Annotated in this window: 23 protein-coding genes; 8 read left to right on the forward strand and 15 right to left on the reverse strand. The window is 75.1% G+C overall.

All coding sequences use genetic code 11. From position 1 onward, the window contains the following. Positions 1 to 89: 89 nt before the first annotated feature. Positions 90 to 1,574, reverse strand: coding sequence for an amidohydrolase (locus KKR89_RS14735; protein ID WP_208196097.1), 1,485 nt, complete (start codon positions 1,572 to 1,574; stop codon positions 90 to 92). 120 nt (positions 1,575 to 1,694) lie between these two features. On the opposite strand from KKR89_RS14735, the gene KKR89_RS14740 reads away from it, so the two are divergent. Then, on the forward strand, positions 1,695 to 2,513 hold the full coding sequence (locus tag KKR89_RS14740; protein ID WP_208196098.1) for a DNA/RNA non-specific endonuclease: 819 nt from the start codon (positions 1,695 to 1,697) through the stop codon (positions 2,511 to 2,513). A 22-nt stretch (positions 2,514 to 2,535) separates the two neighbouring features. Here the strand turns inward: KKR89_RS14740 and KKR89_RS14745 are convergent, their stop codons facing one another. The 5 genes from KKR89_RS14745 to KKR89_RS14765 form a co-directional block, all read right to left on the reverse strand. Beyond that, complete coding sequence (locus tag KKR89_RS14745) at positions 2,536 to 3,465, reverse strand: phosphoribosylaminoimidazolesuccinocarboxamide synthase (RefSeq protein WP_208196099.1); 930 nt, start codon at positions 3,463 to 3,465, stop codon at positions 2,536 to 2,538. Between the two features lie 109 nt (positions 3,466 to 3,574). Next, entirely contained in the window at positions 3,575 to 5,269 is a 1,695-nt protein-coding gene (locus tag KKR89_RS14750) for a fibronectin type III domain-containing protein (protein ID WP_208196100.1), read from the reverse strand. Between the two features lie 127 nt (positions 5,270 to 5,396). Then, entirely contained in the window at positions 5,397 to 6,689 is a 1,293-nt protein-coding gene (gene purD, locus KKR89_RS14755; RefSeq protein ID WP_208196101.1) for a phosphoribosylamine--glycine ligase, read from the reverse strand. A 51-nt stretch (positions 6,690 to 6,740) separates the two neighbouring features. Further along, entirely contained in the window at positions 6,741 to 8,027 is a 1,287-nt protein-coding gene (locus KKR89_RS14760; RefSeq protein ID WP_208196102.1) for an adenylosuccinate synthase, read from the reverse strand. 176 nt (positions 8,028 to 8,203) lie between these two features. Next, the gene (locus KKR89_RS14765; RefSeq protein ID WP_208196103.1) at positions 8,204 to 8,620 is read right to left on the reverse strand and encodes a DUF3151 domain-containing protein; all 417 of its coding nucleotides are present in this window, start codon (positions 8,618 to 8,620) and stop codon (positions 8,204 to 8,206) included. 170 nt (positions 8,621 to 8,790) lie between these two features. Between KKR89_RS14765 and KKR89_RS14770 the strand changes: the two genes are divergently transcribed. Next, positions 8,791 to 9,156, forward strand: coding sequence for an STAS domain-containing protein (locus tag KKR89_RS14770; RefSeq protein ID WP_191782699.1), 366 nt, complete (start codon positions 8,791 to 8,793; stop codon positions 9,154 to 9,156). Positions 9,157 to 9,186: 30 nt separating this feature from the next. Here KKR89_RS14770 and KKR89_RS14775 read toward each other — a convergent pair whose 3' ends face one another. Further along, positions 9,187 to 11,307 (reverse strand): SpoIIE family protein phosphatase, encoded by a 2,121-nt coding sequence (locus KKR89_RS14775; protein ID WP_208196104.1) that lies wholly within the window; start codon positions 11,305 to 11,307, stop codon positions 9,187 to 9,189. 110 nt (positions 11,308 to 11,417) lie between these two features. On the opposite strand from KKR89_RS14775, the gene KKR89_RS14780 reads away from it, so the two are divergent. Beyond that, positions 11,418 to 11,834, forward strand: coding sequence for an STAS domain-containing protein (locus KKR89_RS14780; protein WP_208196105.1), 417 nt, complete (start codon positions 11,418 to 11,420; stop codon positions 11,832 to 11,834). A 78-nt stretch (positions 11,835 to 11,912) separates the two neighbouring features. Here the strand turns inward: KKR89_RS14780 and fbaA are convergent, their stop codons facing one another. Together fbaA and KKR89_RS14790 are read right to left on the reverse strand one after the other, a co-directional pair. Continuing rightward, complete coding sequence (fbaA, locus tag KKR89_RS14785) at positions 11,913 to 12,935, reverse strand: class II fructose-bisphosphate aldolase (protein ID WP_191782694.1); 1,023 nt, start codon at positions 12,933 to 12,935, stop codon at positions 11,913 to 11,915. A 90-nt stretch (positions 12,936 to 13,025) separates the two neighbouring features. Beyond that, complete coding sequence (locus KKR89_RS14790; RefSeq protein ID WP_208196106.1) at positions 13,026 to 13,685, reverse strand: TrmH family RNA methyltransferase; 660 nt, start codon at positions 13,683 to 13,685, stop codon at positions 13,026 to 13,028. A 63-nt stretch (positions 13,686 to 13,748) separates the two neighbouring features. On the opposite strand from KKR89_RS14790, the gene KKR89_RS14795 reads away from it, so the two are divergent. From KKR89_RS14795 to KKR89_RS14805, 3 genes are all read left to right on the forward strand, one after another. Beyond that, positions 13,749 to 14,612: a VTT domain-containing protein gene (locus KKR89_RS14795; RefSeq protein WP_208196107.1), complete on the forward strand. Its 864-nt coding sequence runs from the start codon at positions 13,749 to 13,751 to the stop codon at positions 14,610 to 14,612. Beyond that, positions 14,609 to 15,382 (forward strand): HAD-IIA family hydrolase, encoded by a 774-nt coding sequence (locus tag KKR89_RS14800; protein ID WP_208196108.1) that lies wholly within the window; start codon positions 14,609 to 14,611, stop codon positions 15,380 to 15,382. Before KKR89_RS14795 ends, KKR89_RS14800 begins: the two co-directional genes overlap by 4 nt. 91 nt (positions 15,383 to 15,473) lie before the next feature. Continuing rightward, positions 15,474 to 16,499 (forward strand): AAA family ATPase, encoded by a 1,026-nt coding sequence (locus KKR89_RS14805; protein WP_208196109.1) that lies wholly within the window; start codon positions 15,474 to 15,476, stop codon positions 16,497 to 16,499. Positions 16,500 to 16,558: 59 nt separating this feature from the next. On the opposite strand, the gene KKR89_RS14810 is transcribed toward KKR89_RS14805, so the two are convergent. From KKR89_RS14810 to KKR89_RS14835, 6 genes are all read right to left on the reverse strand, one after another. Next, on the reverse strand, positions 16,559 to 17,125 hold the full coding sequence (locus KKR89_RS14810; protein WP_208196110.1) for a LemA family protein: 567 nt from the start codon (positions 17,123 to 17,125) through the stop codon (positions 16,559 to 16,561). 8 nt (positions 17,126 to 17,133) lie between these two features. Beyond that, the gene (locus tag KKR89_RS14815; RefSeq protein WP_208196111.1) at positions 17,134 to 17,907 is read right to left on the reverse strand and encodes a type III secretion system chaperone family protein; all 774 of its coding nucleotides are present in this window, start codon (positions 17,905 to 17,907) and stop codon (positions 17,134 to 17,136) included. A 77-nt stretch (positions 17,908 to 17,984) separates the two neighbouring features. After that, positions 17,985 to 18,560 carry an orotate phosphoribosyltransferase gene (gene pyrE / locus KKR89_RS14820; protein WP_208196112.1) on the reverse strand — a complete coding sequence of 192 codons (576 nt, stop codon included), beginning with the start codon at positions 18,558 to 18,560 and terminating at the stop codon, positions 17,985 to 17,987. 67 nt (positions 18,561 to 18,627) lie between these two features. Continuing rightward, on the reverse strand, positions 18,628 to 19,257 hold the full coding sequence (locus tag KKR89_RS14825; protein WP_208196113.1) for an OmpA family protein: 630 nt from the start codon (positions 19,255 to 19,257) through the stop codon (positions 18,628 to 18,630). Further along, positions 19,254 to 19,892, reverse strand: a complete 639-nt coding sequence (locus KKR89_RS14830; RefSeq protein WP_208196114.1) for a hypothetical protein — start codon at positions 19,890 to 19,892, stop codon at positions 19,254 to 19,256. The genes KKR89_RS14825 and KKR89_RS14830 overlap by 4 nt, the downstream gene beginning before the upstream one ends. Positions 19,893 to 19,988: 96 nt before the next feature. Then, the gene (locus KKR89_RS14835) at positions 19,989 to 20,786 is read right to left on the reverse strand and encodes an SDR family NAD(P)-dependent oxidoreductase (protein ID WP_208196115.1); all 798 of its coding nucleotides are present in this window, start codon (positions 20,784 to 20,786) and stop codon (positions 19,989 to 19,991) included. 123 nt (positions 20,787 to 20,909) lie between these two features. Here KKR89_RS14835 and KKR89_RS14840 point away from each other — a divergent pair, with 123 nt between their 5' ends. Together KKR89_RS14840 and recQ are read left to right on the forward strand one after the other, a co-directional pair. Then, complete coding sequence (locus KKR89_RS14840) at positions 20,910 to 21,725, forward strand: SDR family NAD(P)-dependent oxidoreductase (RefSeq protein WP_208196116.1); 816 nt, start codon at positions 20,910 to 20,912, stop codon at positions 21,723 to 21,725. 90 nt (positions 21,726 to 21,815) lie between these two features. Next, a complete protein-coding gene (recQ, locus tag KKR89_RS14845; RefSeq protein WP_208196117.1) occupies positions 21,816 to 23,906 on the forward strand; it encodes a DNA helicase RecQ in 2,091 nt (696 codons plus the stop codon). Positions 23,907 to 23,911 lie beyond the last annotated feature (5 nt).

A 23,911-nucleotide genomic window follows, 5' to 3' on the forward strand; every position in this document is an offset into this window, starting at 1 on the left:
GTGCTCCCAGGTTCGCGCGAGGGGGTTTCGCTCCCGATCCTACGGCGCGCCGCGGCCACGAGGGTGACCACCCCCCGAACGTGGACACGTCACAGGGCCGTGTGGCTCCAGGCGCCGGCGACGAGCGTCGCGGCGACCCGGGTGCCGCGCAGCGCCCCCGGCGTCGCGGCGGCCGCCACGGGGTCGTCGTCCAGCACCACGAGGTCCGCGGGGCCGCCGACGCGCAGCCCGAGCGGCTGACCGTCGACGGACGACGCGAGCGCGGTCACCACGTCGATCGCCTGCTCCGGGTGCCACGCCGGGCGGTCGTCGCCCGTGCGCCGGACCGCGGCGTCGACCGCGAGCCACGGGTCCAGCGGCGCGACGGGAGCGTCCGACCCGAGGGCCAGCGGGACGCCCGCCGCGTGCAGGGACGCGAACGGGAACGCGCGGTCGGTGCGGCCCGCCCAGTGGCGGTCGGCGACGTCGCGGTCGTCGGGCAGGTGCGCGGGCTGCACGCTCGCCGTCAGGCCCAGCTCCGCGAACCGGGCGACGTCCGCCGGGTCGAGCAGCTGCGCGTGCTCGACCGACCCGCGGGCACCGCTCGCGGCGAACGCGTCGAGCACGAGGGCGTTGGCCGCGTCGCCGATCGCGTGGACCGCGCAGCGCAGGCCGTGCGCGTGCGCGTGGCGCAGCAGCGGCACCAGCTCGTCGGCCGGCACGTTGAGCACGCCGCGTGCCAGTGCACCCTCGACGCCCGGGTACGGGTCGTGGCACCAGGCCGTGCGCGTGTTGAGCGAGCCGTCGACGATGACCTTCAGCGGGCCCTGCGTGACACGCGGTCCCGCGAGCCGGTCGCCGGTCGCCAGCTCCTCGGCGACGACGCGGTCGAGGTACGTCGGCCACACGCCCGCGCGCACGCGCACGGCCGGGTCCCCCGTCGCGGCCCGGCGGCGCCACACGGCCACGTTGTCCGCGATCTCCAGGTCGACGACACCGACGACCCCGCGCGCGGCCGCGGCCCGCAGCGCGTCCGCCACCAGCGCGTCCTGCGTCGCGTCCGGGACGTGGTCGAGCGCGCCCATCAGCGGCATCCACTCGGTCTCGCGCAGCACGCCCGTGGGGTGCTGCGCCACGCCGAACATGCGCAGCCCCGCGCTGGACACCCACGCGCAGTGCAGGTCGCCCGAGACCAGCACGACGGGCACGTCGCCCGCGACCGCGTCGAGCAGGGCGGCCGACGGCTCGTCGGGCCACGTGCCGTCGCGGAACCCGAGCCCCACGAGCGGCCGCCCGGCCGCGGGCGGGTGGGTCGCCAGCCGCTCGGCGACGAGCGCGACGGCGTGCGCCGCGGACACGGCCCCCGACACGTCGAGACGGCCGCGCGCGAGCGCCCACTGCGTGAGGTGGGTGTGCTGGTCCCACAGTCCCGGCAGGACCAGGCGGCCGTCGAGGTCGACCACGTCCACCCCGGGCCCCGCGTCCGCGGCGGCGCCGATCGCGCTGATGCGCCCGTCGCGCAGCGCGACGTCGACCGGTGCGTCGCGGCCGAGCAGCCGGGCGCGGTGCAGGACGAGCGGACGGACGGCGTCCACGGGACCTCCGAGACGTGGGACGGACGAGGCGCTGGGAGACTACGCCGTCGTCCGCCGCGCGCCGACCGATGTCGGTAGCGTGGCGGGTCCGGCACGTCCGCGCGTGGGCAGGGGTGGCACATGGGGTACGACCCGACGTTCCTGGGACCGCTGGTCCCGCTGCCCGTCGCCGCGCAGCCGGTGCGCGAGCTGCCCGCCACGCACTTCACGGTGCTGCTGGACCCGGTCCGCCGCCTCGCGGCCGCGACCGCGGTCAACGTCGACGGCGTCACGCTGCTGGACGTGCCGCGCGACGACGACTGGCACCTCGACGCGCGCGTCCCGGCCGACGAGCAGGCCGGCCCGGAGCTGTACGCGCGCAACGACCTGGACCGCGGCCACCTCGTGCGCCGGCGCGACCCGGTGTGGGGCGATCCGGGCGTCGCCGTGCAGGCCGCCCGTGACACCTTCGCCTACCCGAACGCGGCGCCGCAGGCGTCAGGGTTCAACCAGAGCCGCGAGCTGTGGCTGGGGCTCGAGGACCACGTGCTGGAGCACGCGCGCGCGCAGCGGCTCCGGCTGTCGGTGCTCACCGGTCCGGTGCTCGCGGGCGACGACCCGCTCTACCGGGGCGTCCGCCTGCCGCTGCGGTTCTGGAAGGTGGCCGCGTGGGCGCTCGACGGCGGCCGGCGCCTGGCCGCGGCGGCGTTCGTGCTCGACCAGAGCCCGCTGCTGCCGGCGACCGAGCTCGCCGCGCAGACGCACGCCGCCGCCGCGGCCGACGAACCCCCGCCGCTCGGGCCGTTCCGCACGTTCCAGGTCCCGGTCGCCGACGTCGCCGATCTCACGGCCCTCGACCTCGGTCCCCTGACGGCCGCGGACGTGCTGGCCGTGACGGCGCCGCAGTCGCGCGCGTGGCGCGAGCTGGCGGCCCTCCCGGAGGTCGACCTCGGCACGTGACACCTCGCCAGGTGACGCGGGGTCACACGTCGAGCGTGCGTCCCGTCAGCCGCTCGTACGCGTCGAGGTAGCGGTCGCGGGTCCGGGCGACGACGTCCGCCGGCAGTGCGGGCGGGGGCGCGTCCGACGCGCGGTCCCAGCCCGACGCGGGCGACGTCAGCCAGTCCCGCACGTACTGCTTGTCGAAGCTCGGCTGCGGGTGGCCCGGCTCCCACGCGTCCGCGGGCCAGAAGCGTGACGAGTCCGGCGTGAGCACCTCGTCGCCGAGCGTGACCGCACCCGTCGTCGGGTCGGTGCCGAACTCGAGCTTGGTGTCCGCGAGGATCACGCCGCGCTCGCGCGCCACGGTCTCGGCACGCGCGTACACGGCGAGCGTGAGGTCCCGCAGCCGCTCGGCGAGCTCCGGGCCGACGGTGTCGACGACCACCGAGAACCGCACGTTCTCGTCGTGGTCGCCGAGCTCGGCCTTCGCCGCGGGCGTGAAGATCGGCTCGGGGAGCCGGGAGCCGTCGACGAGCCCCGCGGGGAGCGCGATGCCCGTGACGTGGCCGTCGTGGCGGTACTCGGCCAGGCCCGAGCCCGTGAGGTAGCCGCGCGCCACGCACTCGACGGGGAACATCTCCAGGCGCCGGCAGACCATCGCGCGGCCGGCGACCGCGTCCGGCACGTCCGTCGACACCACGTGGTTCGGCACCAGGTCCGCGAGCTGGTCGAACCACCACAGGCTGAGGGCGGTGAGCACGACGCCCTTGTCGGGGATCCCCGGGCTCAGCACGTGGTCGTACGCGGACACGCGGTCCGACGCGACGACGAGCACGACGTCGCCGTGCAGGTCCCGCAGCGCGACACCGGCGGTCGTGCCGTCGGGCTCGTACAGGTCGCGGACCTTGCCGGAGTAGACGTGCCGCCAGCCGGGCAGGACGGGGGGCGTGCCGAGGGATGCGTCGTTCACGGTGCACAGTGTGGCGTGCACCGCGGGCCGAGTGCGACGCGCGACCGTCCAGCGGCCACGCGTCGCACTCCCCCGCACTGCTCGGGGCCCGCTCGGGGCCCGTCGTCGGTCAGACCCGCGCGGTGCGCCGGCGGGCGACCAGCACCAGCGCGGCACCCAGCACGAGCCACCCGGCCACCGCAGCGGCCGCGCCCGGCAGGGACATGCCGGTCACGGCGAGATCCGGGGTGGCGGCGGCCGCACCGGCCGTGGGCCCCGTGGTGGGCGTCGGGGCGGCCGTCGGCGCGGCCGTGGCGGTGATCGTCGCCGTGGCCGTGGCGGGTAGCGTGTCGCTGTCACCGGCGGTGCTCGCCGTGACGACGCAGTCGCCCACGGCCGTGACGGACAGGAGCCCGTCGACCACCGTGCAGGAGCCCGTCGCCGTCAGCGTGACCGGCAGACCGTGCTGCGACGTCGCGACCGCGCGGACCTGGTCGCCGACCCGCAGGGCCGGCAGCTCGAGCGTGACGACGTCGCCGCGCCGCGCGACCTCGGCCGTGACCGTCCGGGAGGCCGGCTCGGTGTCACCGTCACCGGGGTGCGACGCCGTCAGCGAGCAGGTACCGGCGGAGACCGTACGGACCGTCGTCCCGTCGACGACGCACGCGCCGGCGGCGGTGTACGTGAGCGGCAGACCCAGGCTCGACGTCGCCGTGACCGCGACGGGCTCGTCGCCGTACGTCAGGTCGGCGGGCAGGGCGCCGAGCGTGATGGTGTGCGCGCGGCGGGCGGCCGTGACGTCGAGGGACCCGGTGGACGCGCCCACGGCGGCGGTGCCGGCGTAGCGCGCGGTGACCGTGGTGGTGCCACCGGGGGCGACGACGCCCTCGAGCAGCGCCGTGCCGTCGACGAGCGTCAGGGCGGGGTACGACGTGTCGCCGACGGTGACGTCGACGGTGCCCGCGGCCGGGCCGCGCGCTGTGGTCACGTCGACGCGGACGTCGAACGTCTCCCCGACGACGAGCTCGGCGGGGTCGGCCGTGACGGTCGTGGTCGTCGGGGCGACCGGGACCACGGTCACCGGCGCCGAGGTGTCGGACGGGCCGAACGCGTTGACCGCGACGACGCGGAACGCGTGGGACGCACCGTTCTCCAGGTTGCCGATCGTCGTCGACGTGGCCGGGTGCGGCTCTTCCGTCGAGGCGCAGACCGACTCCCCGATGCCGGGCGCGGTGCACAGCACGAGGTACTGCGTGACGCCCCCGCCGCCGGGCGGAGGCGACCACGTCAGCGTCGCACTCTCGTCGCCGGCGGTCGCCACGAGGTCGGTGGGTGCCGACGGCAGGCGTGTCGCGAGGTGGAGCGACGCGGTCCCCGTCTCGCCCCGGGTGTACGAGCCCAGTCCGATGACGTACGTCCGGCCTGCCTCCAGCTCGACCGCCAGCGCGGCGTCGTAGTCGCTGGTGTCGTCGTTGCGAGCCACCTGGGTGCCGCCGACCCACACCTCGAGGGTGTTGTCCCACCCCGACGGCGCGATCGACAGGGCGCGGATGTGCACCTGCACGTCCTCGGCGGGCGTCCAGGAGTACCACGCGACGTTGGCCCACTCCCCGCTCTCGGCGGAGTCGGGGACGTTCTCGTTGGTCGCGGTGAAGGACGCGTCGAGCGAGGTGACCGGGAGCGGCACCGCCGTGGCCCACGAGGCACCCCCCTCGACCGGTGCCCCGTGGGCGACACCGGGGACCAGCGTCACGCCGAGGGCGAGGACGAGGACGAGGACAGCGCGCGCAGGACGGCGCCGCCGTCCGGTGGGGCGGATCGGCATGTCAGCTCCGGGGGTGGTGGCGTAGGTCTCCGGAGCATGTCGCGGCCGCGCACCCCGTGGGGAGGGATGAATCTGCCGGCGCCCGCTTCCTCCCGGTACGTCGCAGCGCAGTGCACACCGCGGGGCGTCAGGCCTCGCTGACGGCCTGCGCGATGTCCGTCCGGTGCTGCGACCCCGCGAGGTTGACCTGGTCGACCGCGACGTACGCGGCACGCCGCGCCGCGGCCAGCGTCTCGCCGACGCCGACGACCGACAGCACCCTGCCGCCGTCCGACACGAGCAGCGGGTCGTTCAGGGGGTTCTCCGGGTCGTCGCCCGTCGTCCGCACGGCCGTGCCGGCGTGCAGCACGTGGACGCCGGGCACCGTCTCGGCGGCGTCCAGGCCCGTGATCGGGTCGCCGGTCCGGACCTCGCCCGGGTAGCCGGCGGACGCGATGACGACGGTCACCGCGGCGTCGGCACGCCAGTGCAGCGGCTCGACCTGCGCGAGGCGTCCCTGCGCCGCGGCGAGCAGCACCTCGGCGAGCGGCGACGCCAGCCGCGCGAGCACGACCTGGGTCTCCGGGTCGCCGAACCGCGCGTTGAACTCCACGACGCGCAGGCCACGGCTCGTCAGCGCCAGGCCGCAGTACAGGACGCCGACGAAGGGGGTGCCGCGGCGCGCCATCTCGGCGACCGTCGGACGCGCGACGGTCTCGACGACCTCGTCGACGAGCCCCTCGGGCGCCCACGGCAGCGGCGAGTAGGCACCCATGCCGCCGGTGTTCGGGCCCTGGTCGCCGTCGAGGGCGCGCTTGAAGTCCTGCGCGGGTACGAGCGGGAGCACGTCGGTGCCGTCGCTCAGCACGAACAGGGAGATCTCCGGGCCGTCGAGGTACTCCTCGACGACCACGCTGCCGCCCGCCTTGGCCAGGCACGCGGCCGCGTGCGCGAGCGCCGCCTCCCGGTCGTCCGTGACGACGACGCCCTTGCCGGCGGCCAGGCCGTCCTCCTTGACGACGTACGGCGCCCCGAACGCGTCGAGCGCGGCGGCGACCTCCTCGAGCGTCGTCGCGACGCGGGCCGCGGCCGTCGGCACGCCGGCGGCGGCCATCACGTCCTTGGCGAACGACTTCGACCCCTCGAGCCGCGCGGCCTGCGCCGACGGCCCGAACGCCGGGATCCCGACCGCGCGCACCGCGTCGGCGACACCCGCGACGAGCGGCGCCTCGGGCCCCACGACGACCAGGTCGACGCCGAGCGACTGCGCGAGTGCCGCGACGGCGGCACCGTCGAGGGGGTCGACCGCGTGCAGCGTCGCTCGCTGCGCGATCCCGGGGTTGCCCGGGGCCACGTGCACCCCGGTCACACCGGGGTCGAGCGAGAGCGTGCGGGCCAGGGCGTGCTCACGGGCACCGGTGCCGACGACGAGGATCTCCACGGCGCACGACCCTACCGGCCGCGCACGCGGCTGCCCGCGCACGTCCGCTGCTCAGACCAGCAGCTCGTGCCGGATGATCGTCGCCTCGCGGCCCGGGCCGACGCCGACCGAGGAGATCCGGGTGCCGGACACCTCCTCCAGGAACTGCAGGTACCGCTGCGCCGCCTTCGGCAGGTCGTCGAAGTCCCGCGCCCCCGAGATGTCCTCGCTCCAGCCGTCGAGGTACTCGTACACCGGCCGGGCGTGGTGGAAGTCGCTCTGGTCGATCGGCATGTCCTCGACCCGCCGGCCGTCCACGTCGTACGCGACGCAGACCGGCACGCGCTCACGCCCCGTGAGCACGTCGAGCTTGGTCACGACGAGGTCCGTCAGACCGTTGACGAGCGACGCGTACCGCACGACGACCGCGTCGTACCAGCCGGTGCGGCGCGGACGGCCCGTCGTGGTGCCGAACTCCCCGCCCGTCTGGCGCAGCCACTCGCCGTCGTCGTCGAGCAGCTCGGTGGGGAACGGCCCCTCGCCCACGCGCGTGGTGTACGCCTTGGCGACAGCCACGACGCGGTCGATGCGTGTGGGCCCGACGCCCGAGCCGGTGCACGCGCCGCCGGCCGTGCACGCGGAGGACGTCACGAACGGGTACGTGCCGTGGTCGACGTCGAGCATGGTCGCCTGCCCGGCCTCGAAGACCAGCGTCTTGTCCTCGTCGAGCGCGCGGTTGAGGTACTGGGGCGTGTCCGCGACGAACGGGCGCAGGCGCTCGGCGTGCCGCAGCAGGTCGTCGAGCGTCTCCTCGACCGTGATGGCGCGCCGGTTGTAGACCTTGACCAGCAGGTGGTTCTTGTGGTCCAGCGCGCCCTCGACCTTCTGGCGCAGGATGCCCTCGTCGAACAGGTCCTGCACGCGGATGCCGATGCGGTTGATCTTGTCGGCGTAGGTCGGGCCGATGCCGCGGCCTGTCGTGCCGATGCGGCGCTTGCCGAGGAACCGCTCCGCGACCTTGTCCATCGTGCGGTTGTACGGCGCGATGACGTGCGCAGCCGACGACACCAGCAGGCGGGACGTGTCGACGCCCCGCGCCTCGAGCGCGTCGATCTCCTCGAACAGCACCTCGATGTCGATGACGACGCCGTTGGCGATCACCGGGACGACGCCGGGCGTGAGGATGCCGGACGGCAGGAGGTGCAGCGCGTACTTCTCGCCCTCGATGACGACCGTGTGACCCGCGTTGTTGCCGCCGTTGAACTTCACGACGACGTCGGTACGGCCGCCGAGCTGGTCGGTGGCCTTCCCCTTGCCCTCGTCGCCCCACTGCGCCCCGAGCACCACGACGGCCGGCATGACGATCACCACTTCCCGCTGCCTGCAGTAGGGCTCCGCCCGCAGACGGGCGCGAGCGGGCTCGCGGCGCGGGTGACCCGAGGACGCGCGGCAGTGACGCGTACCTCGCCGAAGGGTACCGGAGGCGCGCGCCGGACCGCGGACCCGCCCACGGGCGGGTCCGGCGCGTCCGCCCGTCAGCGCAGCGCGGCGACCTCGTCGGCCGACGTCCCGCAGTCCCGCAGGAACTGCCGGCAGCGCTCGGCCTCCGCCGTCTCACCCAGGGCGTCCGCGGCCGTCGCGAGCGCGAGCAGCGCGCGCAGGAACCCCTGGTTCGGCTCGTGGGAGGCGGGCACCGGACCGCGTCCGCGCCACCCGGCACCGCGCAGCGCGTCCAGGCCCCGGTGGTAGCCGGTGCGCGCGTAGGCGTACGCAGCGACCGGGTCGTCGGCCCGCTCGGCGAGCAGCGCCCACACCAGCGAGGACGCGGGCGCCGCGGGCACCACCTCGCGGGGGTCGGCGCCGGACGCGAGCGCGGCGCGCGCCGCCGCGTCCGGCCCGTCGGCGGGCAGCAGCGTCGGGGCGGGGCCGTCGAGGAGGTTCTCGTGGGTCATCGCGCCAGTCTCGCACCGGCCCGCTGCGCCCGACGACGGGCGCACCCGGGCGAACCCCCGCGACCCGGACCTGCGGTCGCCACCGTGGAGCACCGCGGATAGAGTCGAACGGTCGACCAGCACGCGTCCCCCGCCGCACCTCCCCCGGCCGGCTCGAGCACAGGACAGCCATGATCGAGATCTCGACGTCCTCCACCACCACGACGCTGCTCGTCGCGGGCGACCTCGACCTCGCCGAGCGGGAGCAGTTCCCCGAGGTGACGGCCCGGGTCGTGGGGCTGCGCCGGCAGCTGCTCGTCATCGACATGTGCCGCGTGACCTTCATGGACTCCACGGGCGCCGCGTTCCTCATCTCGCTCGCCGACGCCGGACGCCGCCGCGGCGGCGCGACGGTCCTGCGGGGTGCGGCGGACCGCGACCTGTTCGTCCTGGAGATCTGCGGCGCGCTCGAGCTGTTCCGCATCGACGCGGACCACCACTGCGAGCTGGGCGCCGAGATCCCGAGCAGCCCCGAGGGCGCTCCCGCTCCTGCCTGACCTGCCGGCGCGTCCCTCGAGGGTCGGACGTCACGTCCGCCGGGACGGGGACGGCAGCGAGCCCGGGCGCACCTTCGCCCACACGACCTTGCCGCCCCGCGAGTGCCGCCAGCCCCAGTCGGCGAGCCGCTCGACGATCTGCATCCCGAACCCGCCGACCCGCCCGGGGTGCCCGTCGGTCGTGACGGGTGGCGTCGGGTTGCCGTCCTCCACCTCGATGCGCAGGCCGTCACCGGTGTCGTACAGCTGCAGGGCGACGTGCCCCCAGCCGTGCAGCACCGCGTTCGCGACCAGCTCGGACACGATGAGCTCGGCGTTGGCCGCGTCCGGCATCTCCCACGCCTCGCACGTGCGCACCACCGCGTGCCGCGCCCGCCCGATCGACGCCGGCTCGCTCGGCAGCGCCCAGCGCCGACGCCGTGGGCTGACGGCACCCGCGAGGTGGTCGTCCACGCCCGGCACACGCAGCACGACGACCGCGACGTCGTCCTCCGGGTGGTCGGCGAGCCGGGACAGCAGGTCTTCGCCGATGCCGGCCGCGTCCTGGGCGGTGATCCCCGCCGCGACCGCCTCGAGCACCGACAGGCCGTCGCGCAGGCTGCGGTCGCGGCGCTCGACGAGCCCGTCGGTGTAGAAGACGACGACGTCCCCGGGGACCAGCACGACCTCGTCCGTCGCCCGTCCGCCCGCCCCGAAGCCCACGAGCCGGCCGCCCGTCCCGCGCAGCTGCTCGGCGTGCCCGTCGCGCACCAGGAGCAGCGGCAGGTGGCCCGCTCGCGCGTACTGCAGCACCCACCCGCCCGCGCCGTCGCGCCGCAGCGCGGAGTAGACCATGCTCGCGGCGCGCGGGATCCGCATGCCGCCGAAGAGCTGGTCGACGCGGTCCAGCACGGGCCCGGGCGTCGTGATGTCGAAGGCGTAGGACCGCACGACCGACCGCAGCTGGCCCATCGTGGCGGCCGCCTCGACGTCATGCCCCACGACGTCGCCGATGACGATGCTGACCGTCTCCGGGTCGATCTGCAGGACGTCGTACCAGTCGCCGCCGACCTGCGCGTCGTCGGCGTTGGGCGAGTAGTACGTCCACACGTCGAGACCGTCGACCTCGGCCTGCTCCGGCAGCATCGCGCGCTGCAGCGTCTCCGCCAGGCGGTGCTCGCGGTCGTACAGGCGGACGTTGTCGATGGACAGTCCCACGCGCCGCGCGACGAGCTCGACGACCGTGCGCTCCGACGGTCCCAGCGCGGCACGCCCGCCGCCGCCGTGGGGGCGCACCACGAGGAGGCCGACGGTGCGGCGCCGCCCGGGGACGGGCTGCACGAGGACGCGGTCGCCCGCGTCCGGCCCGTCGGCGGCGAGCCTGCCGGACAGCCACTGCGAGTAGGTGCCCTCGGGGTGGCCGGCGGTCAGGTCGAGCTCGACCAGACCGTCGCGCGCGCCGGACAGCAGCTGGCCCACCGGGTCCAGGGGGCAGCGCGACAGCAGGCGCCCCGACGGGCCGTGGTGCCGCACCGCACCGCCGTGGCCGGCCTCGAGGCCGTCGGCGGACCACAGCCCGTGGTCGTACAGGAAGAAGTGCGCCCGGTCGACGACCTGCGACTCCAGCAGGTTCGCGATCTCCCGCAGGCCGTGCGGCTCGTCGACGTCCATCAGCAGGTCGGAGACCCGGGCGATGAGCGACAGGCTCTGCCGCTCGCGGTGCTGCTCGGCCACGAGCGCCGCGTGCTCGGCCGACGCGGTCAGCTCCGCCGTGAGGTCCTGCACTGCCACGACGTACGTGCCGCCGGGCACGCCGAGCCCCGGCGGCACGGGTGAGACGTGCGCGACGCAGCGCACGTCGGCACCGTCCCGGCGCCGCAGGACCACGGGGTGCGTCGACGGGCCGCGCGACACCGCCCGCGCGGCGTCCGGGTCGGACGGCCGCACCCGCGGGTCGCCGAGCACGTCGACACCGACGAGGTCCTGCGGGGCGTGGCCGAGGGCCTGTGCGAGCGCGTCGTTGACCCACACGACGTACGCACCGGTCCGCGAGGCGTGCAGCAGCGCCATGGGCACCTGGGTGGCGCCGAGAGCCGCACCGAGCACCTGCCGCGACACCGCAAGGGGCGACGCAGGAGCACCTGCGGCCGGCGCGGGCGTAGGCTCGGGCATCGGTTCGATGGCGTGGGAGTTGACCTCCACCACCTCCGATCGTCTAGCGTGCCGAACGACGGACGGCTCGACCACCCCGGTGAGCCCCGCCAGCGCCCGGAAGGAGCATCGTGCGAGACGTTAACAGTCCTTCCAGCGACCAGGACGCCGCCACGTCGGACTCGACCGAAGCGACGACCGTCGGGGAACCCGGCGCCGTGCAGGTCATCGTCGGTACGGACCGCACCCGCATCGTCCTGTCGGGCGAGGTCGACGCCGACCTCGGACCGGAGCTGCAGGAGGCGACCGCCGAGGCGGAGCAGCGCGGTCTGCCCATCGAGGTCGACGCGCACCACGTGACGTTCATGGACTCCTCGGGCGTGGCCTTCCTGGCCCGGCTGTCCATCCGCAGCGAGCACCGGGTGCGCCTGCTGCGCGTACCGCCGACCGTGCGGTTCCTGCTCGAGGTCACCCGCATCGGCGAGCTGCTCGACGTCGTCGACGACGACGGCGCGGCGCCCTTCGAGCCGGTGGACTCCCCCGGCTGAGCCGGCGCACCGCCTGACGCCGACGGCCCCGGAACCCCCTTGCGGGGACCGGGGCCGTCGGCGTCGGTCGTGCGGCGGTCAGGAGATGCGGGTGCCCGCCGACCGCAGCTGCTGGCAGGCCTCGACGACGCGCGCGGCCATGCCCGCCTCGGCGAGCTTGCCCCACGCGCGGGGGTCGTACGCCTTCTTGTTGCCGACCTCGCCGTCGATCTTCAGGACGCCGTCGTAGTTCGTGAACATGTGGCCGACGACCGGACGCGTGAACGCGTACTGCGTGTCGGTGTCGATGTTCATCTTGATGACGCCGTTGTCGACCGCCTCGGCGATCTCCGCGGCCGTCGAGCCGGACCCGCCGTGGAAGACGAGGTCGAACGGCGACTCCTTGCCGATCTTGGCGCCGACCTCACGCTGGATGTCCGCGAGGATCGACGGGCGCAGCTTGACCGCACCCGGCTTGTAGACGCCGTGCACGTTGCCGAACGTCAGGGCCGTCAGGTAGCGGCCCTTCTCGCCGGCGCCGAGGGCCTCGACCGTCTTGAGGCCGTCCTCGGCCGTCGTGTAGAGCTTCTCGTTGATCTCGGCCTCGTGGCCGTCCTCCTCGCCACCGACGACGCCGACCTCGATCTCGAGGATCGTGCGGGCCGCGCGCGAGCGCTCGAGCAGCTCGGCGGCGATGACGAGGTTCTCCTCGAGCGGGATGTCAGAGCCGTCGAACATGTGCGACTGGAACGTGGGGTTCTCGCCGCGCTTGACCTGCTCCGCCTCGAGCTCGAGCAGCGGGCGGACCCACGAGTCGAGGTTCTTCTTGACGCAGTGGTCCGTGTGCAGCGCGATCGTGACGCCGTAGTGCTTGGCGACCTCGGTCGCGTACGCCGCGAGCGCGAGCGTGCCGCTGACGCGGTTCTTGATCGTCGAGCCGGACGCGTACTCCGCCCCGCCGACGGAGACCTGGATGATGCCGTCCGACTCGGCCTCCGCGAAGCCCTGGATGGCGGCGGTGACGGTCTGGGACGACGTGATGTTCACGGCGGGGTAGGCGAACTTGCCGGCCTTGGCGCGGTCGATCATCTCGGCGTAGACCTCGGGGGTGGCGATGGGCATCGCTGGTTCTCCTGGGTGCTCGGGGCGGGGTATCCCCTCGAGTCTGCCACCACCGGCCCCCGGACGTTCCGGGACGTCCACCGGGACCCGTCAGCCGTGCCGCACGAGCCACGTGTGCATGGCGATCGCGGCGGCCGCCCCCGCGTTGAGCGAGCGCGTGCTGCCGTGCTGGGTGATGTGCAGGACCACGTCGCACACCGCCTGGGCGCCCGCGGTCAGGCCCGTGGACTCCTGCCCGAGCAGCAGCACGCACCGCGGCGGCAGGACGTGGGTCTCGAGCGCCACCGAGCCCGGCACGTTGTCGATGCCGACGATCGGCAGGCGCGTGCCGTCCGGCCCGGCCCCGGCCGCCCACGTGGCGAGCGCGGCCGCGTCGGGATGGTGGTGGACGTGCAGGTACCGGTCGGTGACCATGGCGCCGCGGCGGTTCCAGCGGCGCCTGCCGACGACGTGCACGCCCGCGGCGTTGAAGGCGTTCGCCGTCCGCACGACCGACCCGATGTTCAGGTCGTGGGACCAGTTCTCGATGGCCACGTGGAACGGGTGCCGGCGCGTGTCGAGGTCCGCCACGATCGCCTCGACCGTCCAGTACCGGTAGGCGTCGACGACGTTGCGCCGGTCGCCGTGCGCCAGCAGCTCGGGGTCGTACCGCGGGTCGTCGGGCCACGCGTCGGGCCCGCCGGGCCAGGGCCCGACCCCGACGTCGTCCACCTGGTGCGCGCCCTGCGGGCCGCCGTTCTCGTCCGTCACCCCCCGATCCTCCCCGACCGGGCGGCCCGCATCCTCCCGCCGGGTGCGCCTACCCTGGACCTCATGCTGACGACGACGGTGCTCACCGCCGCCCTGACCGACGCGAGCCTGCCGCTGCTGGCGGGAGGCCCGCTACCTGCGCTGGGGCCGGACTTCCTCGACCCGGACCACCTGATCAGCTCGTTCGGGACCGCCGTGGTCGTCGGCGTCGTCGCCGTCGTCTTCATCGAGACGGGCCTGCTGTTCCCGTTCCTGCCGGGCGACTCCCTGCTGTTCACCGCCGGCGCCCTCGTCGCGCAGGACAAGTTCCCGGTCCACATCAACATCTACGTGCTCTGCCTCATGCTGTTCGCCGCGGCGTTCCTCGGTGACCAGCTGGCGTACGTGATCGGCCGCCGGCTGGGCCCGAAGGTGTTCAGCCGCCCGGACTCGCGCTTCTTCAAGCAGAAGTACATCGACCAGACGTACGCGTACTTCGACAAGTACGGCGGCCGCACCATCATCGTGGCGCGCTTCGTGCCGTTCGTGCGGACGTACGCGCCCGTCGCGGCCGGCGTCGGCAAGATGAACTACCGGCACTTCGTGTCCTACAACGTCGTCGGTGCGCTCCTGTGGGGTGTCGGCGTGACGCTCCTGGGCTACTGGCTGGGGAATTTCACCTTCATCAAGAACAACATCGAGGCCCTGCTGATCCTCATCGTCGGCGTCTCGGTGCTGCCCGTCGCGCTCGAGCTCTGGCGCGCGCGCCGCAAGGAGAGCACCGGGGAGACGGTCGAGGGCCGCGACACCGACTACGACGAGCCCGCCGAGCGTGCCGCCGTCGAGCGCGAGGTCTTCGGTGCGGCGTCGACCGCGCCCGTCCCCGGCCAGGCGGGCACGCAGGTCGTCGAGGACGGTGGCGAACCGGAGCCGGAGCCGCAGCGATGACGCGGGAGATCCGGTCGTGGCTGTGCGACATGGACGGCGTCCTCGTGCACGAGGGGACGGCACTGCCCGGTGCGGCCGAGTTCATCGAGGCCCTCAAGGCCGCCGAGCGGCCCTTCCTCATCCTCACCAACAACTCGATCTTCACGCCGCGTGACCTGTGCGCACGCCTCGCCGCGACGGGGATCGACGTGCCCGAGCGGTCCATCTGGACGTCCGCGCTGGCCACGGCGCAGTTCCTCACGGACCAGATGCCCGGCGGGTCGGCGTACGTCATCGGCGAGGCCGGCCTGACGACCGCCCTGCACGAGGGCGGGTACACCCTGACGGCCGCCCGCCCGGACTTCGTGGTCCTCGGCGAGACGCGCACGTACTCGTTCGAGGCGATCACCCAGGCAGTGCGCCTCATCCAGGGCGGCGCCCGCTTCATCGCCACGAACCCCGACGTCACCGGGCCCAGCGCCGAGGGCGACGTCCCGGCCACGGGCGCCGTCGCCGCCATGATCTCCGCCGCGACGGGCCGCAAGCCGTACTTCGTGGGCAAGCCCAACCCCATGATGATCCGCTCCGCGCTCAACCGGATCGACGCGCACTCCGAGACCACCGTCATGGTCGGCGACCGCATGGACACCGACGTCGTCGCGGGCATCGAGGCGGGCCTGCGCACCTACCTCGTGCTGACGGGCTCGACGCGCGCCGCCGACGTCGAGCGCTTCCCGTTCCGCCCCACGGCGGTGCGTGACTCCGTGCAGGACCTCATCGAGCTCGTCTGACCGACGCCCGGGGGCGGGTCGCCGCCGACCAACGGCGCGACGGGGCCGTACGTCCCGGTGATGCTCCGGCGGCACGGGAGACCCTGGGAGCATGCGCAACAGCGAGCTCGCCCGGGTGCTCCGCGCGGCCAACCCCTGGTGGTCGCGCCGCCGGCGCGCGACCTGGGTGCTCGACGACGACGACCTCGCCGCGCGCGCACGGCACGAGTGGGCGCCCGCGACGGCATGTGCACGGGCCGCGCTCGCCCCTCTCGCCGACGGGCCGCGCCCCGCGACCGTGACGCTCGTGGTCGGACCGCGCGGCGTCGGCAAGACGACGGCGGTCAAGGACGTCGTGGCCCACCTCGTGGCGGATCCCGCGACCGACCCGCGGCGCGTCGTGCTGATCCCCGCGCAGCTGACCGACGCCACCGGGACGCTCGACGACCTCGAACCGGCCGATCTCGCGACGGCCGTGCGCACCCCCACGCGGACGGGTGCACCGGCGTGCGACGGGCCGCGCGTGCTGGTCGTCGACGAGGTGGGGGCGGTCGCCGGGTGGCCGCGCGTGCTCGCCGACGCGGCGCGACGCGGCGACCAGGTGGTCGCGACCACGTCGGTCCTCGACCCCGCCGACCTGGCCGAGCTGGAGGCCGCGTGCCCCGCCGGCAGCCTGACGGTGCGCCGCCTGCAGCCCGCGAGCCTGTCCGAGCTGCTCGGTGCGTGCCCGACGGCCGCCGTGGGTGACGTGCGGGCCGCGTACCTGCGCCACGGCGGCCTGCCGCGCGCGGTCGCGGAGCACCGCGACCTGGGCGACGTGAGCCCCGAGCTCGTGGCCTCGCTCGCCGCCGGCCTGCACCGGGACGTCTGCCGCGGCGTGGACGGCTGCCCCCTCGACCTGCTGCTGTCGGGCGTCTGCGCGACGACGGACCGCTTCGTCGAGCCCGAGCCGCTCGCGCGCCTGCTCGGGCTGTCGACCGCCGAGGTCGGCCGGCTGCTCGCACGCCTCGAGCACGCGCACGTGCTCGACCCCCGCCGCGGCCTCGTCGACCCGCTGCTGCACCGCCTGCCGTCGCTGATCGCCCCCGAGCGCCACGTCCCTCCGACGGCCCAGCACATCGCGACGTTCTCGCACTGACCGGCGCGACGAGGCCCGCCTGCCCGCACGCAGCGGGGAGGCGGGCCTCGTCGGTGCCGTCAGAAGCCGACGGCGGGCGCCTGCCGGATCTGCGGGTCGTCCACCTCGAAGTACTCGGCGCGCGTGAACCCGAACATCCGCGCGATCACGTTGGCCGGGAACGACTCCACCTTGGTGTTGAGCTCGCGGACGTTCGCGTTGTAGAACCGGCGGCCCGCGGCGATGCGGTCCTCGGTGTTGGCGAGCTCGGCCTGCAGCTGCTGGAAGTTCTCGCTCGCGCGCAGCACCGGGTAGTTCTCGGCCACCGCGAGCAGCCTGCCCAGCGCCGAGTTCAGCGCGTTCTCCTGCGCCGCCTGCTCGGCGGGCCCGGCCGTCGGCCCGGCGGCGGCCGCGCGGGCCCGCGTGACCTCGTCGAACACGCCGCGCTCGTGCGCCGCGTACCCCTTGACGGTCTCGACGAGGTTGGGGATCAGGTCGTGCCGGCGGTGCAGCTCGACGTCGATCTGCCGCCACGACTCCTGCACGAGGTTGCGCAGCCGGACGAACCCGTTGTACAGCGCGACGGCCCACAGCAGGAGGATGACGACGACGGCGATGACGACGACGGCGACGATGGTGCCGTTCACGGGGACTCCTAGGGGGTGCGAGGTGCCCCGAGCGTACCGGCCGGGTCGTGGCCGTGGTCCTGCCACACGTGGCGGGGCACGGCGTCGGCGACCGCGTTGAGCAGCATCAGGCCTGCGGCGACGCGGTCGACGTCGGTGCGCCCGTCGTCCCACGTCACCAGCCACGTGCCCTCGATGCGCCACGGTCGGCCCAGCGCGTCGGGCCGCAGCAGCCGCTCCAGCAGCCGGGGGTGCAGGACGGCGTGCGCGGTCCGCACGTCGGACGCCACGACGCGGTACTCCCGGTTGAAGGCCTCGAGCTCGAGCTGCAGGTCCTTGCCGCCGGCGAGCTTGGCGAGCCGGGCTCCGACGCCCTCGGCGGTCACCTCGAGCCTCGGGAGGTACGCCGGCAGGCGCAGGGCGACGACGTGCGCGTACGACGTGCTCCGGTTCTTGCCCGCGCCGGTGACCCACCGGTACGTGAACGAGACGGCCGGGCGGCCCTGCCAGTCGCGCCGCATCACCTCGATCGCCGCATGGGAGTCGCCGGAGCTGAACGGCACCCCGGTCTGGATGCGCTCGAGCTCCCCGTCGGACCGCGCGTACTCCCAGCCGTTGAGGCCCGCCCACGCCGCGAGCCGGTCGTGACGACGGCGCTGCCACCGGTGGGCGAGCCACGCGACGACCGGCCCGACGAGCGCCGCCACCACGAACAGGACGACCTCGGAGGCACCGAGGCTCATCCGCGTCAGGACGACGTAGCCGATGCCGAGGGTCCACAGGGCGACGATGCCGGAGAGCACCGCCCGGCGCCCTCGCCGCGGCGTCGTCCCGCCCGCCGCGGGGCCCGGTGGTCCGGGCACCCGCGGCGGGGTCGGGATCATGCCAGGCCCAGGTCGGTCAGGTCGAGCAGGTGGTGGTACGACACCCCCAGCGCCTCGATGGCCTCGCGCGCGCCCGTGGCGCGGTCGACGATCGTCGCGACGGCGAGGACCTCGCCACCGGCCTCGCGCACGGCCTCCACGGCGGTGATGGCGGACCCGCCCGTGGTCGACGTGTCCTCGACGACGACGACGCGACGACCGGCGACGTCGGGTCCCTCGATGCGGCGCTGCAGGCCGTGGGCCTTGCCCGCCTTGCGCACCACGAACGCGTCGAGGTCCTGCCCGCGCGACGCGGCGGCGTGCAGCAGCGCCGTGGCGACGGGGTCGGCCCCGAGGGTGAGCCCACCGACCGCGTCGATCTCCGCGGTGCCGAGGCCGGCCTCCTCGAGCAGGTCGAGCAGGAGGTGCCCGATGAGCGGCGCGGCGCGGTGGTGGAGCGTCGCCCGGCGCAGGTCGACGTAGTAGTCGGCCTCCTTGCCGGACGAGAGCGTCACCCGGCCGTGCACCACGGCGAGGTCACGGACGAGGGCGATGAGCTGGTCGCGGGGCGTTGCGGCGGGGGCGTCGGTCACGGCCCGAGATTACCGGCCCGCCCGGCCGCCGACGCCCGCCGTCCGGGTCCCCCGACGCACCCGTCCCTCACCCCGTGACGCGCACCTCGACCCGGCGGTTGAGAGCGCGGCCGGTCGGGTCGTCGCGCCCGTCGGCCTGCTCCTCGGCGACCGGCTGCGCGCTGCCGTGCCCGGTGACGACGAGCACGAGGTCGGGGCGAGCGGCCGCGAGCGCACCGGCGACGGCCTGGGCGCGCGCCTGCGAGAGCGGCACGTTGACGTCGTCGCCACCGAGCCCGTCGGTGTGGCCGTCGACCGCGACCGCGGCGCCCTGGGGCAGCGCGGACGCGAGCTCGCCGAGCGCGGCGTCCGCGCCCGGGGCGAGCGCGGCGCTGTCGAAGCCGAACAGCAGGTCCGACGTCAGGGTCGTGACGCCCTGCGCCTCGCGCGCGAGCTCACGCACCGACTTCTCGCGCACGAGCGCGAGCGGCCCGCCGACCAGGGCCAGCGGCCCGCCCGTCGGACGCAGCGTCGCGCGCTGGACCATGTCGGGCGTCACCGGCGTGCGTGCGAGCTCCGCCCACGGCGGCTCCCCCGCGGAGGACGTGGCCGCCGACGTGGTCCCGCCCGTGCCGCCGAGGACCAGGGGCACGGCCGCGGCGAGCGCGAGCGCGAGGCGCCCACGGCGCGGGCCCCGCCCCGCGGCGCGGGCCGTCACGCGCCCTGCCGTGCCGTCACGCCCGTGAACACCGGCAGCCCCTCGGCGACGAGCACGTCGAGCGAGCCGCCCGCGTTCTCCGGCGCGGGCAGCGCCGCCCAGCCCTCCAGCGTCGAGTGGTTCCGCAGCTTGGTACCGACGCGGTCCACCGGCGAGGCGAGCATCGTGTCCTGGCACTCCATGCGCTCCGGCGCGCCGCCGTTCCAGTCACCCTTGACGCACAGCGGCCGGAACGCCTGCAGGTGCGTGGTGTCGGTGACGAGCGGCGCGGGTGCGAGCCCGAGGTCGTAGAGGCTCATGCTGTCGTCGTCGTCCCGGTCGGGCGCGTCCCAGCGCAGCGCCCAGCGCACGGTCAGGACGCCCGCGTCGACGCGGACGTCACGCAGCGTGAGCGTCAGCTCGCCGCCCGCGGAGTCGGCGCCGACCGGTGTGTCGACGGTCTGCTCGGCGATCACCTGGGTCGCGACGTCGTCGACCGGCGGGACCTGCCCGCCCTCGCCACTCCCCGCGGGCTGCCCGCTCGTCGTCGTCGGCTCGTCGGCGTCGCCGGTGCAGGCCGACGTGAGCGCGACCGCGCCGACGGCGACGAGCGCGACCAGTGCCCGACGCAGGGCGGGACGGGTGGGCAGGCGCATACGGGATCCTCCGGAGGACGACGGTGAGGTCCGCACGCTACCCCCGCAGGACCCCCGAAGGGGATGAACCGGACGCAGCCGCCGGCTCGGACCGGCTCAGGCGTCGGGGGCCGGCGCCTCGAGCGCCTCGTCGAGCAGCGCCCGGCGGTAGCCGCCGAACGTGCGCACGGCGGACCGCGGCGCGAGCCGCAGGAGCGCCGAGGCCGCCTTGTACCGCAGGCTCGGCGTCGAGAGCACGACACCGCGGCGGACGTCCGCGAGCGCCGCGGCGACCACGTCCTCGGCGTCGAGCCAGCCGATGGCCGGGTAGTGCGCGGTGTCGATGCGGCCGCGCTCGTGGAACTCGGTGCGCGTGAACCCCGGTGCGACGACCGTCGCGGTGACGCCCGTGCCCTTGAGCTCGACCGCGAGCGCCTCCGTGAAGACCCGCACCCACGCCTTGTGCGCCGAGTACGTGCCCGACGCGATGAGCCCGGCGACGGAGCCGACGTTGAGGATCGCGCCGCGCTCGCGCCGCACCATCGCCCCGGCCGCTGCGTGCGAGAGCGCCATCACCGTGCGGACCATGAGCTCGAGCGCGCGGTCCTCGGCGGCGAGGTCGCCCGACACGAAGTGCTGGTTGAGCCCGAGACCGGCGTTGTTGACGAGCAGGCCGACGGGACGCTCGTCGGAGCGCAGGCGCTCAGCCACGCGCTCGACGTCCGCCCGGTCGGTGAGGTCGGCGGCCAGCACCTCGGCGTGGATGCCCGCGGCCGCCTCCAGCTGCCCCGCGAGACGGGTCAGCCGTCCCTCGTCGCGCGCCACCAGGACGACGTCGTGCCGCGCCGTGGCGAGCTGCCAGGCGAACTCCAGACCCAGGCCGGCGCTCGCGCCGGTGACCAGTGCGATTCCCATGGCGCCACCCTACGGATGCGACCGCCGCCGCGTCGCGCGGTGGGTGCGGCGCGGTCCGCCGTGCCCGTGCGGCCACCCGCGGCCGCCCGTAGCGTGGAGGGCCACGTCGACACGGAGGTGAGCATGGAGACGGCTCTGGTTCCCGCACCGCTCGCACTGGTCACGGGCGCGTCGAGCGGCATCGGCCTCGAGATCGCCGTCCGGCTGGCCGAGCTGGGCCACGACCTGGTCGTCACGGCCGACGACGACCAGCTGGCGCTCGCAGCCGACGGACTGACGCAGCACGGCCGGGCCGTCCGCGCGGTCCGCGCGGACCTGACGCAGCCGGCGGGCGTCGACGCGCTGGTCGCGGACGTGACGGGGACCGGCCGACCGCTGGACCTCCTCGTCCTCAACGCGGGGGTGGGCGCGGGCGGCGCCTTCCTCGACGTCGCGCTCGAGGACCACCTGCGCACGATCGCGCTCGACGTCGTCGCACCCGTCCGGCTCGCGCACGCGCTGCTGCCCGCGATGGTGGCGCGCGGCTCGGGCCGGGTGCTCGTGACGTCGTCGGTGGCCGCGCTGATGCCCGGCCCGTACTACGCGACGTACGCCGCGGCGAAGGCGTTCGACCTGTCGTTCGCCCAGGCGCTGCGGTACGAGCTGCGCGACACCGGGGTGAGCGTGACCGCGCTGCTGCCGGGGCCGACGGACACCGACTTCTTCGAGCGTGCGGACATGCAGGACACGCGCGTGGCGCAGGGTGGCAAGGACGACCCCGCCGACGTCGCACGGCAGGCGGTCGACGGGCTGCTCGCCGGTGACGAGAAGGTGGTGGTGCACTCGGTGCGGGCCCGGGGCCAGGCCGCGGCCGGTGCGCTGCTGAGCGACGGTGCCGGTGCGGCGCTGCAGGCCCGGTTCACCGAGCCGCTGCGGACCGAGGAGCCCGCCGAGGGCTGAGGAGCACGCTGAGGGCTGAGCGGGCCCCCGGCGTCCACAGGGCGGGCCGGCGCGGCCCCCGGTGTCCCCGGGGGCTCGTAGGGTGGGCGGGTGCAGTCGGACCCCGCCCTCCCGCAGGCCCGTCGACGACGGTCGACGGCCTCCGCCGACGAGGCGCCGGTCGCCGACGTCCCGACGTGGGACGACGAGCCGGCCGAGCCCTGGTGGGACGAGGCACCGCCGCCCGACGACGCACCCCCGCCCGAGGCCTGGGCCGACGAGCCGTGGTCCGGCGCCCCGTCGCCGGGCCGGACGACGGCGCGGCACCCCGACGCCCCCCGCAGCACGGCCGCGGGGACACCTGCGCCGTCGCACGGCACCCCGGCCGACGTGCTGCACCGCGTGTGGGGCTACGACGCGTTCCGGGGCGACCAGGCCGCGATCGTCGACACGGTCGTCGCGGGCGGCGACGCGGTCGTGCTCATGCCCACCGGCGGCGGCAAGTCCCTGTGCTACCAGGTGCCCGCGCTGGTCCGCGAGGGCACGGGCGTCGTCGTCTCGCCGCTCATCGCGCTCATGCAGGACCAGGTCGACGCCCTGTCCGCGCTGGGCGTGCGGGCGGGGTTCCTCAACTCCACGCAGGAGCGCCAGCAGCGTCGCGCGGTCGAGGACGCCTTCCTCGCGGGCGAGCTGGACCTGCTGTACCTCGCGCCCGAGCGGCTGCGCGTCCCCGAGACGCTCGACCTGCTGGACCGCGGGCACGTCGCGCTCTTCGCGATCGACGAGGCCCACTGCGTGTCGCAGTGGGGGCACGACTTCCGGCCCGACTACCTCGCGCTGTCGCTGCTGCACGAGCGCTGGCCGGACGTGCCCCGCGTCGCGCTGACCGCGACCGCGACGCACGCGACCCACCGCGAGATCTGCGAACGTCTGCAGCTCACCGACGCCGCGCAGTTCGTCGCGAGCTTCGACCGGCCGAACATCCGCTACCGCATCGTCCCCAAGGACAACCCGCGCGCCCAGCTGCTGCACCTGCTGCGCACCGAGCACGACGGTGACGCGGGCATCGTGTACTGCCTGTCGCGGGCGTCGGTCGAGCAGACCGCCGCGGCGCTGCGCAAGGAGGGCATCGACGCGCTGCCCTACCACGCGGGCCTCGACCGCCGGGTCCGGGCGGCGAACCAGTCGCGGTTCCTGCGCGACGACGGTGTCGTGATGGTCGCGACCATCGCGTTCGGCATGGGCATCGACAAGCCCGACGTGCGGTTCGTCGCGCACCTCGACCTGCCGAAGTCCGTGGAGGGGTACTACCAGGAGACGGGCCGCGCGGGGCGGGACGGCCTGCCGTCGACGGCGTGGCTCGCGTACGGGCTGGCCGACGTCGTGCAGCAGCGCCGCATGATCGACACGTCCGAGGGCGACGCCGCGCACAAGCGGCGCCTGACGCAGCACCTCGACGCGATGCTCGCGCTGTGCGAGACGGTTGACTGCCGCCGCACCCAGCTGCTCGCGTACTTCGGCCAGGAGTCCGGTGGGCCGTGCGGCAACTGCGACACCTGCCTCGAGCCGCCGGAGTCGTGGGACGGCACCGTCCCCGCGCAGAAGCTGCTGTCGACCGTGGTCCGGCTCGACCAGCGCGGGCAGCGCTACGGCGTCGGGCACCTCGTCGACATCCTGCGCGGCAAGGTGACGCCGCGCGTGCAGCAGCTCGGGCACGAGGCGCTCTCGACGTTCGGGATCGGGCAGGACCTGTCGGACGGCGAGTGGCGCGGCGTGGTGCGCCAGCTGCTCGCGGCCGAGCTGCTGGCCGTCGACACCGAGGGGTACGGCACCATCCGGTTGCTGCCCGCGTCGGCCGACGTGCTGCGCGGCGAGCGCGAGGTCCGGCTGCGCCGCGAGGCCGCGCGCACCGCCCGCGCGCCGCGCGAGCGCCGCGGGTCGGGCAAGGCCGCGGCGGCCGCGGACCTGACCGGCGCCGACGCCGGGGCGTTCGAGGCGCTGCGTGCCTGGCGTGCGGCTGCGGCCAAGGAGCAGGGCGTGCCGGCGTACGTCGTGTTCCACGACGCGACGCTGCGCGAGATCGTCACGCGACGGCCGACGTCACGCGCCGAGCTGGGGACGATCAGCGGGATCGGTGCGGCCAAGCTCGACCGCTACGCCGAGGGCGTCCTCGCGACGCTGGGCACGCTCCCGGAGGGCTGAGGCGA

It is taken from the genome of Cellulomonas dongxiuzhuiae, assembly GCF_018623035.1.
GTDB classification, from domain to species: domain Bacteria; phylum Actinomycetota; class Actinomycetes; order Actinomycetales; family Cellulomonadaceae; genus Cellulomonas; species Cellulomonas dongxiuzhuiae.